Raw genomic sequence first — 13,470 nt, forward strand, 5'->3', positions numbered from 1 at the left:
TATCCAGTCGTCTCCTCTTCTCTGCGTTGCCGCCGTCCCTTATCCGGCATCTGTGTCGCCGCCTGACTGGCCGCGACACTGCCTTGCGGCAGGCGGAATAAACAACGCGACGACGACGCTTTTTCTCTGGTAAACGGTGCTTATGGACGTTTCTGAACTGCTCGACGGTTTGAATGACAATCAGCGCGCGGCCGTTGCGGCTCCGCGCAGTAACCTGCTGGTGCTGGCAGGCGCGGGCAGTGGTAAAACGCGGGTGCTGGTGCATCGCATTGCGTGGCTGATGTCAGTAGAGAACTGCTCACCCTATTCCATTATGGCGGTGACCTTTACCAACAAAGCGGCAGCAGAGATGCGTCACCGTATCGAACATCTGATCGGCACCAGCCAGGGCGGGATGTGGATCGGCACCTTCCACGGTCTGGCGCACCGCTTACTGCGTGCCCACCATCTTGACGCCGGTCTGCCGCAGGATTTTCAGATCCTCGACAGCGAAGACCAGCTGCGTCTGCTCAAGCGCCTGATCAAATCAATGAACCTTGATGACAAGCAGTGGCCTGCGCGCCAGGGCATGTGGTACATCAACGGCAAAAAAGATGAAGGCCTGCGGCCAAAGCACATTGAAAGCTACGGCAATCCGATTGAGCAGACCTGGCTGCGCATCTATCAGGCCTATCAGGAAGCCTGCGATCGCGCCGGTTTAGTCGATTTCGCCGAGCTGCTGCTGCGCGCCCATGAACTCTGGCTCAACAAGCCGCACATCCTGAATCACTACCGCGAACGCTTTACCAACGTGCTGGTGGATGAGTTTCAGGATACCAACAATATTCAGTATGCCTGGATTCGGATGCTGGCGGGCGACAGCGGTCGGGTGATCATCGTGGGCGATGATGACCAGTCGATCTACGGCTGGCGCGGCGCACAGGTCGAGAATATTCAGCGCTTCCTGCAGGATTTCCCTGGTGCAGAAACGATCCGTCTGGAGCAGAACTACCGCTCAACCAATAACATTCTGAAAGCGGCTAACGCCCTGATCGCCAATAACAATGGCCGTCTGGGTAAAGAGCTCTGGACCGAGGGCAGCGATGGCGAACCGATCTCTATCTACTGCGCCTTTAATGAGCTGGATGAAGCGCGCTTCGTGGTCAACCGCATCAAGGTCTGGATGGAGAACGGCGGTGCGCTCAACGACTGCGCCATTCTCTATCGCAGCAACGCCCAGTCGCGCGTGCTGGAAGAGGCGCTGCTGCAGAGCAGCATGCCGTACCGTATTTATGGCGGCATGCGCTTCTTCGAACGTCAGGAGATCAAAGATGCGCTCTCCTATCTGCGTCTGATGGCGAACCGCAATGACGACGCCGCCTTTGAGCGCGTAGTGAATACCCCGACGCGCGGCGTGGGCGATCGCACGCTCGACGTGGTGCGTCAGACGGCGCGTGAACGTCAGATGACGCTGTGGCAGGCTACGCGCGAACTGCTGCAAAGTCGCGCACTGGCTGGCCGCGCCGCGTCTGCGCTGCAACGCTTCTGTGAGTTGGTCGATTCACTGGCTACCGAAACCGCCGAATTACCGCTGCATGTTCAGACCGACCGGGTTATCAAAGACTCCGGCCTGTGGCTGATGTATGAGCAGGAAAAAGGCGAAAAGGGTCAGGCGCGTATCGAAAACCTTGAGGAGCTGGTGACGGCAACGCGTCAGTTCAGCTATCAGGATGAAGATGAAGATCTGATGCCGCTGCAGGCCTTCTTATCCCATGCCGCCCTTGAAGCGGGCGAAGGTCAGGCAGACAAATGGCAGGATGCGGTTCAGCTGATGACGCTGCACTCGGCCAAAGGGCTGGAATTTAGTCAGGTCTTTATCGTCGGTATGGAAGAGGGGATGTTCCCGAGCCAGATGTCGCTGGATGAAGGTGGACGGCTGGAAGAGGAGCGTCGTCTGGCGTACGTCGGTGTGACCCGCGCGATGCTCAAGCTGACGCTGACCTACGCTGAAACCCGCCGACTCTATGGTAAGGAAGTGTATCACCGGCCTTCCCGTTTTATCGGCGAACTGCCCGAGACCTGCATTGAAGAAGTGCGTCTGCGCGCCAGCGTCAGCCGTCCGGTCAACCATCAGCGGATGGGTGCGCCGGTGACCAAAAATGACAGTGGATTCGCGCTGGGCCAGCGTGTTCATCATGCAAAATTTGGCGAAGGCACCATCATTAATCTGGAAGGCAGCGGTGAGCACAGCCGCCTGCAGGTGGCGTTTCAGGGGCAGGGAATCAAGTGGCTGGTGGCGGCTTACGCGAAGCTGGAAACGCTTTAGCGCGCGGTTGACGGCTTTTTCGTCTCAGCGTAACATGCGCCCACTATTATCATGAGAGGACAATGCCTTGGACACGCCCAGTCGATGCTGGCTCAATGACCTGGATATCAGGCATAACATCTAAGGCTACCTCTTTACGCGGGTAGCCTTAGCGGTTATCAGCGACCTCCCTTTTTGATTCCGTCGCGCGAGTCAGCACTGATTTATCTTTGAAACTCTGTTTCCGTGTTCAGGCTGCCTGTTCTTTTTAAAGGAACGGCGGACCGCTTTGTCCCATTTAGTCTGCAATGGGGAGTATTGCTATGCTGAGCGCATTTAAACTGGATCACAGCCGCCTGACGCGACTGGAGCTGGAAGACGAAAACGACAAACTGACCACCTCCGTCTGGGTCGATCTGATCGAGCCGGAAGAGGGCGAACGTGACCGGGTGCAGACCGAGCTGGGCCAGAGCCTGGCAACACGGCCAGAGCTGGAAGATATCGAGGCCTCGGCACGCTTCTTCGAAGATGAAGATGGTCTGCATATCCACTCCTTCTTCTTCTATGAAGATGCTGACGATCACGCCGGTAACTCCACCGTGGCATTCACCATTCGTGAAGGCCGCCTTTATACGCTGCGTGAACGTGAACTGCCCGCTTTCCGCCTCTATCGCATGCGTGCCCGTAACCAGACACTGATCGACGGCAACGCCTTTGAGCTGCTGCTGGACCTGTTTGAAACCAAAATCGAACAGCTGGCGGATGAAATCGAGAACATCTACAGCGCGCTGGAGAAACTCAGCCGGGTGATCATGGAAGGTCAGCAGGGCGAAGAGTACGATCAGGCGCTTTCACGCTTAGCGGAACTGGAAGATATCGGCTGGAAGGTACGTCTCTGCCTGATGGATACCCAGCGCGCGCTGAACTTCCTGGTGCGTAAAGCGCGGTTGCCGGGCAATCAGCTGGAGCAGGCGCGGGAAATTCTGCGCGATATCGAATCGCTGCTGCCGCATAACGAATCACTGTTCCAGAAGGTCAACTTCCTGATGCAGGCGGCGATGGGTTTTATCAACATCGAACAGAACCGTATTATCAAGATCTTCTCGGTGGTCTCGGTAGTGTTTCTGCCGCCGACGCTGGTCGCTTCCAGCTACGGAATGAACTTCGAGTTTATGCCGGAACTGAAGTGGAGCTTCGGTTATCCTGCGGCTATCGGCCTGATGATTCTGGCCGGACTGGCGCCTTATCTCTACTTCAAGCGCAAAAACTGGCTTTAAAACACGAGCGGGTCATCTCAGATGGCCCGTCTGACTGTTGATGAACCCAAATCAGGGTGAATTTTACCGCATGGAAGGCGCGGGCCGAGCGGGCCACGGATGGCTTTAGCGTCTTTCCGATCTGACCGTATTACCTGCGCCGGCACGATTTCACAGCTAGCTGGAGCAGACTTAGGTTAGCAGCATCCGTTCTGCTGGCTCCCGTCCCGATTTCTGCGTACTCTGACCCTCCTGTTTTTACAAATAATTAACTTCTTATGGATGCTTTTTCGTTGCGCACGCAGTGGGCGCTGCTGCTGCTGATCTCGGTACTACTGGGGGCGGTGCTGCACTATTTTCACGTGCCTGCCGCGCTGCTACTGGGACCGATGATGGTGGGTGTAGTGATGGGCCTGTCGGGTGCCAGGCTGCGGATTGATAAACGATTCTTCCTGCTTGCCCAGGCGGTGCTGGGTTGCATGATTGCCCAGAGCCTTTCGCCTTCGATTCTGACACCGCTGATTCAGGAGTGGCCAATCGTGCTGGCGGTGCTGCTGCTGACGCTGGCGGCCAGCGGCCTGTCCGGCTTTCTGCTGGTGCGCTTCAGCCATCTGCCCGGCCCAACCGGCGCCTGGGGCTCGTCGCCGGGCGGTGCTTCGGCCATGGTGGCGATGGCAGGTGACTTCGGCGCTGATGTACGGCTGGTGGCGTTTATGCAGTATCTGCGGGTGCTGTTTGTCGCCTCGGCCGCCGCGCTGGTCGCGCGTATCGGGCTGGGCGATGAAGCGCACAGCATCTCGCTGCTCTGGTTTCCCACGCTGAATTATGGCTTTGCGATTACGCTGGTGGTGATGCTGACGGGCGCGTGGCTGGGCACACGACTGCGCATTCCCTCTGGCGCATTACTGCTTCCCGCGCTGGCGGGCGCGATACTGAACAGCAGCGAAATCGCAGTGCTACAGGTGCCGGAATGGCTGCTGGCCGTAGCCTATGCGCTGATTGGCTGGAGCGTGGGTTTACGTTTTACCCGCCCGATCTTTCTGCTGGCACTGCGCACGCTGCCGCAGATGCTGGCCTCAATTTTCGGGCTGATGCTGTTGTGTGGCGGGCTGGCGTGGATACTGACGCGCATGCTGGATATCGATCTGATGACGGCCTATCTCGCCACCAGTCCAGGCGGGCTGGACACGGTGGCGATTATTGCTGCGGGAACCCAGGTCAACATGGCATTTGTGATGGCGATGCAGACGTTGCGTCTCTTTACCATCCTGCTGACCGGCCCGGCTTTAGCGCGCTTTATTTCACGCTATGCGCGCGCGGGAACGGAATGAAAACGCCACCGCATCGCAGACAAACACGAGTAGCGCCAGCCAGATAAAGCCGAAGGTCACCATCTTGTCTGGCGTGATAGTTTCACCGTAAAACACCACCGCCAGCACAAACATCAGCGTCGGGCCGAGATACTGAAAGAAACCGACCGTTGAGAGGCGCAGCCGGCTGCAGGCCGCCGCAAACAGCATCAGTGGAATGGTGGTCACAATACCTGCTGCAATCAGTTTCAGGTTGAGACTCAGCGGGTTCGCTGATAAATGGCTGGTGGCGCTGTCGGCAAAGCCAAACAGATAAATGGCTGCCAGTGGAAACAGCCAAAGGGTCTCAATCAGCATGCCGCTCTGTGCATCAACCTGGATCTTTTTGCGCATCAGACCATAAACGGCAAAGCTCAGGGCCAGGCCGAGTGCGATAACCGGCAACGATCCAAACTGCCACAGCTGTACCAGCACGCCGACGGTGGCCAGCAGCACGGCCAGCCATTGCAGACGGCGAAAACGTTCGCGCAGAAACAGCATGCCGAACACCACGTTGATCAGTGGGTTAATAAAGTAACCCAGGCTGGCTTCCAGCATATGCTGATTGTTGACCGCCCAGATAAACAGCAGCCAGTTGCCGCCAATCGTCAGCGCCGTGATCGCCAGCAACAGCACTTTTTTAGGCTGGCGCAATACGCTGCGCACGCCCGGCCAGCTGCGGCTCAGGGTAATCAGCAACAGCATAAAGAGTGCCGACCAGATCACCCGGTGCGTCATGATTTCTGTGGCGGGAACCTGTTTGACCAGCTTGAAATAGGCGGGCGCAATGCCCCAGATAAAGTAGGCACCCAGTGCAAAGCCAACGCCCTGGCGGGTTTGTTGCGTATCCATATGCGATCCATTCAGTGGCGTGGTTAGCCGATAAGATAGGTGGCGGTAGCCGTGGCGATATAATCGCCCTGTTGATTGTGCAGTTCCACGCGCGCCACGGCGACTTTGTTACCGGCCCGCAGCAGGCTGCTGGTGGCGGTGAAGCGCTCGCCGCGCCCGGGACGCAGATAGTCAACGCGCATGTCGATGGTGCCCATGCGTGACAGACGCTGACGCAGATCCGCTTCGCTGATGCTCTCCTGACGGGTTAACGCATTGCTGACGCAGACCATGCCTGCGGCCACATCGAGGACGGACGCGATAACACCACCGTGCAGAATCTGCTGCGCCTGATTGCCCACCAGCATGGATTTATTGTTGAAGCTGATCTCTGCGTAGTCTGCGTCAAGACGCATCAGCTCCAGGCCTAACGCCTGATTAAATGGCATGTGATAAACAAAAATTTCGCCGACCAGCTGGCGAGCGTCCTGCGGTGTCAGCACGGGTGATGACATGATGATGAGTCCTGAAAAAATCGTGCCAGAGGGGCGCGGAACATGAATGAGTTGTGTATTCTATGCCGCCTGCGAGGGTGTTTCCAGTTTAAGAAATCAGCACTCATGCTCACTGCCATTTGCGTGTAGAATGGCCTGCTTTTTACAACACCCTTTCAGTTATTCTGATACGCAGCTGCTCACCGGAGAATTTTATGCGTAAGCATCGCGCCTTGCTGGCGGCAATGTTGATATTTCCTGCGCTGGCGCAGGCGGATGAAGCCCGGATTAAAGAGGTTCATGACGCGCCACAGGTTCAGGGCAGCATTATTGCTAACCTGCTGGAGAAGCATGATAACCCGTTTGTTCTCTATCCTTACGAGAACAACTATCTGCTTTACACCTATACCAGTGACCTCAATAAAGAGGCGATCTCCTCTTATAACTGGGGTGAAAACGCCCGCAAAGATGAAGTGAAATTCCAGCTCAGCCTGGCGTTTCCGCTGTGGCGCGGTATTCTGGGTGACAACTCGGTGCTCGCAGCCTCTTATACCCAGCGCTCCTGGTGGCAGCTGTCGAATAGTGCTGAGTCATCACCTTTCCGTGAGACCAACTATGAGCCGCAGATTTTTCTCGGCTGGGCGACCGACTACTCGCTGGGTGGCTGGACGCTGCGTGATGTCGAACTGGGTCTGAATCACCAATCTAACGGACGAAGTGACCCGACCTCACGCAGCTGGAACCGTGTCTATGCGCGTCTGATGGCGGAGAACGGTAACTTCCTGGCGGAAATCAAACCCTGGTATCGCATCCCTGAAGGGGCGAGCAGCGATGATAATCCCGACATCACCAAATATATGGGTTACTACCGCACCCGACTGGGCTATAAGTTCGGCGACAGTATCTTCAGCGTAGAGGGCAACTATAACTGGAACAGCGGTTATGGCGGCGCGACAATGGGCTGGAGCTACCCTATCAGCGAGCACGTCCGCTTCTATACTCAGGTGTTTAGCGGCTACGGTGAATCACTGATCGATTACAACCATCGCCAGACGCGTCTGGGTGTGGGTGTAACGCTTAACGACTTGTTCTAATCCCTAACGTAAGACAGGAATCGCGTGGCAACCTCGGCAGTTCTTAATCAGGAAGCGCTGGCTCAGCAGGTATTGCAGGATACCTTCGGCTACCAGCAGTTTCGTCCCGGTCAGCAGACGATCATTAATCAGGCGCTGAGCGGACGCGACTGTCTGGTGGTGATGCCCACCGGCGGCGGTAAATCGCTCTGTTATCAGATCCCGGCGCTGGTGCGCGAAGGGCTGACACTGGTGGTGTCGCCGCTGATCTCACTGATGAAAGATCAGGTCGATCAACTGCTGGCGAACGGCGTGGCGGCAGCCTATCTTAACTCCACCATGACGCGCGATCAGCAGCAGACGGTGATGGCTGACTGCCGTACCGGCCGGGTTAAGCTGCTCTACATCGCCCCTGAACGCCTGATGATGGATAACTTCCTGGAAAGTCTGGCGCACTGGCAACCGGCGATGCTGGCGGTAGATGAGGCGCACTGTATTTCACAGTGGGGCCACGATTTCCGTCCGGAATATGGTGCACTCGGGAAGATGCGTCAGCGCTTCCCGGAATTACCGGTCATGGCATTGACGGCGACTGCGGACGAAACCACCCGCAACGACATCGTTAACCTGCTGCACATGCAGGATCCGCTGATTCAGATCAGCAGCTTTGACCGTCCCAATATTCGCTACACGCTGGTGGAAAAATTCAAACCCACCGATCAGCTGCTGCGCTACGTTCAGGATCAGCGCGGCAAATGCGGCATTATCTACTGCAACAGCCGGGCGAAGGTGGAAGACACGGCCGCGCGACTGCAAAGCCGTGGATTCAGCGTCGGGGCGTATCATGCCGGCATCGACAGCGAACAGCGTGCCCGCGTGCAGGAAGCGTTCCAGCGTGACGACCTGCAAATCGTGGTGGCGACCGTGGCTTTTGGCATGGGTATTAACAAGCCCAACGTCCGTTTCGTGGTTCACTTCGATATTCCGCGCAACATCGAGTCCTACTATCAGGAAACCGGACGAGCCGGTCGTGACGGTCTGCCCGCCGAAGCGATGATGCTTTATGATCCGGCTGATATGGCCTGGCTGCGTAAATGCCTGGAAGAGAAAGTGCCGGGTCCCTTGCAGGATATTGAGCGCCACAAGCTCAACGCCATGGGCGCGTTTGCTGAAGCACAGACCTGCCGCCGCCTGGTGCTGCTGAATTATTTTGGCGAGGGTCGCCAGCAGCCGTGCGACAACTGCGATATCTGCCTTGATCCGCCGAAACGGTATGACGGCCTGGTTGAAGCGCAAAAAGCGCTCTCCGGCATCTATCGCGTCGGCCAGCGGTTCGGTATGGGCTATATCGTTGAGGTCCTGCGCGGGTCCAACAACCAGCGCATCCGTGAACAGGGTCATGACAAGCTGCCGGTCTATGGACTGGGCAAAGATCAGAGCCACGAACACTGGGTCAGCGTGTTACGTCAGTTAATCCATCTGGGGCTGGTGACGCAGAACATCGCTATGCACTCGGCACTGCAGCTCACCGAAGCGGCGCGGCCGGTGCTGCGCGGTGAAGTGCCACTGATGCTGGCGGTGCCGCGTTTAATCACCGCGAAAACAAAGAGCAGCGGTCCGGCGAAGTTTCACGGTGGCAACTACGATCGCAAACTGTTCGCTAAGCTGCGTAAGCTGCGAAAAGCGATCGCCGACGAAGAGAATATTCCGCCTTACGTGGTGTTCAATGACGCCACGCTGATAGAGATGGCAGAACAGATGCCGGTCAGCGCGTCCGAGATGCTTAGCGTCAACGGCGTGGGTCACCGCAAACTGGAGCGCTTTGGCAAACCCTTCCTGGTGATGATCAAAGAGCATCTTGATGATGAAGAGTAAAGGACACTAATCATGCTGATGTTATTCGCAACCGTGGCGCTGGTACATCTGGTGGCGCTGATGAGCCCCGGCCCCGACTTCTTTTTCGTGTCACAGACCGCCGCCAGTCGCTCGCGCAAAGAGGCGATGATGGGTGTGCTGGGCATTACCCTGGGCATTGTGGTCTGGGCAGGCGTGGCGCTGATGGGCCTGCATCTGATTCTGGAAAAAATGGCCTGGCTGCACCAGATCATCATGGTCGGCGGTGGCCTCTATCTGCTGTGGATGGGCTGGCAACTGATGCGCTCGGCGCGCCAGCGTCATAAGCAGCCGCAGCAGGATGAGCCGGTGGTAGAGCTGCCGAAACGCGGCATGAGCTTTCTCAAGGGCCTGCTGACCAACCTGTCGAATCCTAAAGCGATTATTTACTTCGGCAGCGTCTTCTCGCTGTTAGTCGGTGACGATGTCGGTTCAGCAGAGCGCTGGGGTCTGTTCCTGCTGATTGTTGGTGAAACCTTTGCGTGGTTTACGCTGGTGGCGGCTATCTTTGCGCTGCCGTGGATCCGCGCCCGTTATCAGCGGCTGGCGAAGTGGGTAGATGGTATGGCTGGCGTGCTGTTCGCCGGTTTTGGTATCCACCTGATTATTTCGCGTTAAGCCCTAATGCCGGAGAGCGTGCTGCGCATCCGGCAGTCATTTCACCTCCTGTTGCCTCTTTCTGAACTTCACCTGGGTGACGGATATCACAATCCAGGCCTGCTGACGTCTTTCTGCTGTCATCGCTGACAAAAAGTCACCCTTCGTTAATTAATGAAACCATCACCTCCGGTATGGTCGTATCGACGGACTATTTTCATGGAGACGATGATGCGAGTAAAACCCCTTTTACTATTGTTTATCGCGGCCTGTGTCAGCGCCTGCGCTTCCCCTGATGCTGCCCATAATCGCGTCTCTGAAACAGCAGAAGTAGATAGCGTGTCAGCTATCCTGTCGCAGGCACGCCCGGCGTCAGAGCAGCCGCAAGGCGAAAGGATTAGCCAGATTTCTGCCGCGTTTCTCGGGACACCTTACCAGGCGCATACGCTGATCGGCTCGCCTGATATCCCGGAAGCGCTGGTGATCAATTTCAAGGGGGTGGATTGTTTCACGCTGCTTGATTATGTCCAGGCGCTGAGCCGAAGCCATGACCGCGCCAGCTTTGAGGCTAGCCTGATTCGGACCCGCTACGCTGGCGGTGAGGTCAGCTTTCTGAAGCGCCGCCACTTCTTTTCCGACTGGTTCGCTGAGAACCCGCGCAATGCCGATGATGTCACCGGCACCCTCAGCCCGGATGCGGTGACGGTAGTGAAGCAGCTCAATCATCAGGCTCGTGGAAAAGAACAGGTGCCCGGTCTGGGTATCATTCCTCGCCGCATCACCTACATTCCGGCCCGGGCGATCACACCAAAGGTGCTGGCGCAAATCCAGACTGGCGATTATATCGGGGTGTACACCCCCGCGCAGGGGCTGGATGTGACGCATGCCGGAATTGCCGTTCGGCATGATGGCCAGTTGTGGTTCAGGAACGCCTCATCACTGGCCGTTAATCGCAGGGTTGTCGATACGCCGTTCAGGGAATATATGCAGTCGAAGCCGGGCATGATTGTGTTGCGTGCGGTGCCACTGAGCGCACCGTAGCAGCGGTAAGGAAGAAATTGCGCGCCGGATTCGGCGCGTCAGGTGTTATGCGATTTTTCTGGCGCTGGCCAGCAGCGCGCCCACCGCCATAAACAGCCCACCAAAAATGCGGTTCATTAACTTCATCTGCTTTGGCCCTTTAATCCAGCCAGCAATGCGCGTTGCCAGCGTGGCGTAGCCAATCATCACGATGATATCGACCACCACGGTGGTCACGCCCAGCACCAGATACTGCATAAACAGCGGCTGATGCGGCTGGATAAACTGCGGGAACAGCGCCGCCAGAAAAACGATACTTTTCGGGTTGGTGAGATTAACCAGCACGGCACGTTTGAACAGGCGACGACGCGGCATCGCTCTGGCGACCGCATCCAGATCGATGCCGCCTGCTGAGCGCCACTGCTGAATACCCAGCCAGACCAGATAGGCTGCACCGGCCCATTTCAGAATTTCAAACGCCAGCAGCGACTGCGAAAACAGTGCGCCCAGCCCGATACCGACCAGCACAATGTGCAATGCCAGGCCGACCTGCAGGCCAGAGATAGAAGCCACCGTGCCGCGATAACCGTGGCTGATCCCGGTACTCATGGTATTGATTGCACCGGAACCCGGCGACAGGCTCAGGATTGTGGTGGTAAGCAGGTAGGTCAGCCACCATTCGATGGTCATGGGTCAGGCTCTCTTTAGTCGCGGATTTGTGACACAATACGCCAGAAATAAGCGCGGCGCTACGGCCTGCGCAGGGCGTTCAGGACTCTGTATCCGGTCATCAGGAGGGCGAATGAATCAACACAAAGCCAGCTGGCTGCGACGGGAAAAAGCCTTTGCAGCCTTCGCCACCGGGCCGCTGCTCGATTTCTGGCACCGTCGGGAGGAGCTTGAGTTTACCGGCGTGGGTAATCTGACGCTGCGCTATGTCCGCTTCACATCGCCGCAACACAAGCGTGTGATCCTGATTGTGCCGGGACGCATCGAGAGTTACATAAAATATCCTGAGCTTGCGTACGATCTGTTTCACTGCGGATTTGATGTGGTGATCCTGGACCATCGCGGTCAGGGGCGCTCCGATCGGCTGCTGGAAGATTCACACCGCGGTCACGTGGCAGAATTCACGCATTACGTTGATGATCTTGAAACGCTCTATCTGAAAGAGATCGTCAGCGGCCATTATCAGCAGCGCTATGCGCTGGCTCACTCGATGGGTGGCGCGATTTTAACGCTGTTTCTGGCGCGCCAGCCGCAGGCGTTTCATGCCGTTGCGCTGGTGGCACCGATGTTTGGCATCGCCTTACCGTTGCCCTCTTTTCTGGCTCATCGTATCCTGGACTGGGCGGAGAAACGTCCAGCCTTACGCGATGGCTATGCGCTCGGCACCGGACGCTGGCGCGCGCATCCGTTTGGCATTAACCGGCTGACCCATAGCGCCGAGCGTTACCGGCGTAGCCTGCGTTTTTATGCGGACGATCCGGCGATTCGTGTGGGCGGACCGACCTACCATTGGGTACGCGAAGGCATCCATGCGGGGCGCAACATCATCAGTCAGGTGGATAAGATCACTACGCCGCTGCTGCTGTTACAGGCCAGCGACGATCGGGTGGTCGACAATCGTTCGCAGGACCTGTTTTGTGCGGCGATGGCGGCGGCGGGTCATCCGTGTGAAGGTAATCAGCCACGGGTGATCGATGGCGCGCGTCACGAGATCCTGTTTGAAAAAGATGAGATGCGTGCCGAAGCACTCAATGCAGTGGTCGACTTTTTTTCATCGCACCACTGACGTTATTTATCCGACCGGTAAAAACCGGCAGAACCAGATACCCGAGGTTTTCATGTATCACATCGTTGCATCCGATCTGGATGGCACGCTGCTTTCTCCCGAACATCGCCTGACCCCTTTTGCACGTGAAACGCTGCAGCAGCTGGTCGCTAAGGATATTCACTTTGTCTTCGCCACCGGCCGTCATCATATTGATGTCGGACAGATGCGCGACAGCCTGGCGATTCCGGCCTATATGATCACCTCGAACGGCGCGCGCGTGCATAACGCAGAGGGCGAACTGGTGTTCAGTCATAATCTGGATGAGGATATCGCCAGCGACCTGTTTGGCCTGCAGTATCATCACAGCGATATTCTGACGCACGTTTACCGCGACGATGAGTGGTTTGTTAGCCGTTCAAGCCCGGCTGAGCAGGACTATTTTCGTGAGTCAGTCTTCAACTATCAGGTCTATGAGCCGGGCCTGCTGCCAACCAGCAACATCAGCAAGGTCTTTTTTACCTGCGAAAACCCTGAGCATCTGATCCCAATGGAGCAGGCGATTGAAGCGCGCTGGGGCGATCGGGTTAACGTCAGTTTCTCGCTGCCAACCTGCCTGGAAGTGATGGCGGGCGGCGTGTCGAAAGGACATGCGCTGGAAGCGGTCGCGAAAACGCTGGGTCATTCGCTGGAGAGCTGCATTGCCTTTGGCGACGGTATGAATGATGTGGAGATGCTGAGCATGGCAGGTAAGGGCTATATCATGCAGAACGCCCATCAGCGGTTGAAAGATACGCTGCCGGAGCTGGATGTGATTGGTTCGAATGCCGATGATGCGGTGCCGCAGACGCTGCGCACGCTCTATCTGGCTTAAGCCGTCAGCGTAAACAAGGGCCGGA

At 57.0% G+C, this 13,470-nt stretch carries 13 protein-coding genes; 10 read left to right on the plus strand and 3 right to left on the minus strand.

The features are described from left to right. The first annotated feature begins 142 nt into the window (after nt 1-142). The 4 genes from uvrD (at nt 143) to AC6I8C_RS00865 (ending at nt 4,871) form a co-directional block, all read left to right on the plus strand. Entirely contained in the window at nt 143-2,305 is a 2,163-nt protein-coding gene (uvrD, locus tag AC6I8C_RS00850) for a DNA helicase II (RefSeq protein WP_033734817.1), read from the plus strand. Nucleotides 2,306-2,372: 67 nt separating this feature from the next. Beyond that, the gene (gene ysgD, locus AC6I8C_RS00855) at nt 2,373-2,429 is read left to right on the plus strand and encodes a YsgD/CorL family protein (RefSeq protein WP_352230973.1); all 57 of its coding nucleotides are present in this window, start codon (nt 2,373-2,375) and stop codon (nt 2,427-2,429) included. A gap of 178 nt (nt 2,430-2,607) precedes the next feature. Beyond that, the gene (gene corA / locus AC6I8C_RS00860) at nt 2,608-3,561 is read left to right on the plus strand and encodes a magnesium/cobalt transporter CorA (RefSeq protein WP_013359692.1); all 954 of its coding nucleotides are present in this window, start codon (nt 2,608-2,610) and stop codon (nt 3,559-3,561) included. A gap of 257 nt (nt 3,562-3,818) precedes the next feature. After that, nucleotides 3,819-4,871, plus strand: a complete 1,053-nt coding sequence (locus tag AC6I8C_RS00865) for an AbrB family transcriptional regulator (RefSeq protein WP_497821356.1) — start codon at nt 3,819-3,821, stop codon at nt 4,869-4,871. Here AC6I8C_RS00865 and rarD read toward each other — a convergent pair. Together rarD and AC6I8C_RS00875 are read right to left on the minus strand one after the other, a co-directional pair. After that, nucleotides 4,842-5,741: an EamA family transporter RarD gene (gene rarD / locus AC6I8C_RS00870; protein WP_346436720.1), complete on the minus strand. Its 900-nt coding sequence runs from the start codon at nt 5,739-5,741 to the stop codon at nt 4,842-4,844. The genes AC6I8C_RS00865 and rarD overlap by 30 nt on opposite strands. A gap of 23 nt (nt 5,742-5,764) precedes the next feature. Then, complete coding sequence (locus AC6I8C_RS00875) at nt 5,765-6,235, minus strand: thioesterase family protein (RefSeq protein WP_033734820.1); 471 nt, start codon at nt 6,233-6,235, stop codon at nt 5,765-5,767. A gap of 194 nt (nt 6,236-6,429) precedes the next feature. On the opposite strand from AC6I8C_RS00875, the gene pldA reads away from it, so the two are divergent. The 4 genes from pldA (at nt 6,430) to AC6I8C_RS00895 (ending at nt 10,818) form a co-directional block, all read left to right on the plus strand. Beyond that, nucleotides 6,430-7,308, plus strand: a complete 879-nt coding sequence (pldA, locus tag AC6I8C_RS00880; RefSeq protein WP_061061281.1) for a phospholipase A — start codon at nt 6,430-6,432, stop codon at nt 7,306-7,308. 24 nt (nt 7,309-7,332) lie between these two features. Beyond that, nucleotides 7,333-9,162, plus strand: coding sequence for an ATP-dependent DNA helicase RecQ (recQ, locus tag AC6I8C_RS00885; protein ID WP_033784428.1), 1,830 nt, complete (start codon nt 7,333-7,335; stop codon nt 9,160-9,162). 12 nt (nt 9,163-9,174) lie between these two features. Then, a complete protein-coding gene (rhtC, locus tag AC6I8C_RS00890) occupies nt 9,175-9,798 on the plus strand; it encodes a threonine export protein RhtC (protein ID WP_497821357.1) in 624 nt (207 codons plus the stop codon). A 210-nt stretch (nt 9,799-10,008) separates the two neighbouring features. Continuing rightward, nucleotides 10,009-10,818: a DUF1460 domain-containing protein gene (locus AC6I8C_RS00895; RefSeq protein ID WP_497823289.1), complete on the plus strand. Its 810-nt coding sequence runs from the start codon at nt 10,009-10,011 to the stop codon at nt 10,816-10,818. A 45-nt stretch (nt 10,819-10,863) separates the two neighbouring features. On the opposite strand, the gene rhtB is transcribed toward AC6I8C_RS00895, so the two are convergent. Next, the gene (gene rhtB / locus AC6I8C_RS00900; protein ID WP_010257290.1) at nt 10,864-11,487 is read right to left on the minus strand and encodes a homoserine/homoserine lactone efflux protein; all 624 of its coding nucleotides are present in this window, start codon (nt 11,485-11,487) and stop codon (nt 10,864-10,866) included. Nucleotides 11,488-11,599: 112 nt separating this feature from the next. Here rhtB and pldB point away from each other — a divergent pair, with 112 nt between their 5' ends. Further along, a complete protein-coding gene (gene pldB / locus AC6I8C_RS00905; RefSeq protein ID WP_497821358.1) occupies nt 11,600-12,592 on the plus strand; it encodes a lysophospholipase L2 in 993 nt (330 codons plus the stop codon). A gap of 52 nt (nt 12,593-12,644) precedes the next feature. Further along, nucleotides 12,645-13,445, plus strand: coding sequence for a sugar/pyridoxal phosphate phosphatase YigL (gene yigL / locus AC6I8C_RS00910; protein WP_033784698.1), 801 nt, complete (start codon nt 12,645-12,647; stop codon nt 13,443-13,445). Nucleotides 13,446-13,470: the final 25 nt, after the last annotated feature.

It is taken from the genome of Pantoea sp. X-Soil-YNGN-844 (assembly GCF_059730595.1).

Bases quoted from the DNA above. Each gene is read 5' to 3' on its own strand.
- uvrD (WP_033734817.1), top strand. From the start codon at position 143: ATGGACGTTTCTGAACTGCTCGACGGTTTGAATGACAATCAGCGCGCG.
- corA (WP_013359692.1), top strand. From the start codon at position 2,608: ATGCTGAGCGCATTTAAACTGGATCACAGCCGCCTGACGCGACTGGAG.
- AC6I8C_RS00865 (WP_497821356.1), top strand. From the start codon at position 3,819: ATGGATGCTTTTTCGTTGCGCACGCAGTGGGCGCTGCTGCTGCTGATC.
- rarD (WP_346436720.1), bottom strand. From the start codon at position 5,741: ATGGATACGCAACAAACCCGCCAGGGCGTTGGCTTTGCACTGGGTGCC.
- AC6I8C_RS00875 (WP_033734820.1), bottom strand. From the start codon at position 6,235: ATGTCATCACCCGTGCTGACACCGCAGGACGCTCGCCAGCTGGTCGGC.
- pldA (WP_061061281.1), top strand. From the start codon at position 6,430: ATGCGTAAGCATCGCGCCTTGCTGGCGGCAATGTTGATATTTCCTGCG.
- rhtC (WP_497821357.1), top strand. From the start codon at position 9,175: ATGCTGATGTTATTCGCAACCGTGGCGCTGGTACATCTGGTGGCGCTG.
- AC6I8C_RS00895 (WP_497823289.1), top strand. From the start codon at position 10,009: ATGCGAGTAAAACCCCTTTTACTATTGTTTATCGCGGCCTGTGTCAGC.
- rhtB (WP_010257290.1), bottom strand. From the start codon at position 11,487: ATGACCATCGAATGGTGGCTGACCTACCTGCTTACCACCACAATCCTG.
- pldB (WP_497821358.1), top strand. From the start codon at position 11,600: ATGAATCAACACAAAGCCAGCTGGCTGCGACGGGAAAAAGCCTTTGCA.
- yigL (WP_033784698.1), top strand. From the start codon at position 12,645: ATGTATCACATCGTTGCATCCGATCTGGATGGCACGCTGCTTTCTCCC.